We start from the raw sequence: 231 nt of genomic DNA, 5'->3' as shown, positions 1-231 counted from the left end.
CCATCGTGCTTTGCGACGTGCTCGATCACCACGACCATCAGGATCTGGCGCATTCCCCGCGTGCTATCCTGAAGAAGCAACTCGCGCGCCTGCACGAGCGCGGCTATCGCGCCTATTTCGCGTCCGAGCTTGAGTTCTATCTTTTCGACGAGACCTACAAGACAGCCCGCGCAAAGCACTGGCAGGATATGGAAACGGCATCTCCTTACGTGCAGGATTATGTCCTCCACC

Annotated in this window: 1 pseudogene; it reads left to right on the top strand. The window is 57.6% G+C overall.

Going from position 1 to position 231, the window contains the following annotated elements:
* Positions 1-231: pseudogene (locus SB822_RS61410) on the top strand (glutamine synthetase); the annotation flags it as partial.

The sequence above is a fragment of the Paraburkholderia sp. SIMBA_054 genome, assembly GCF_046534875.1.
Lineage (GTDB): Bacteria > Pseudomonadota > Gammaproteobacteria > Burkholderiales > Burkholderiaceae > Paraburkholderia > Paraburkholderia hospita.
The sequence above is the reverse complement of the archived record's forward strand: the minus strand, read 5'-3'. Positions and strand labels throughout refer to the sequence as shown.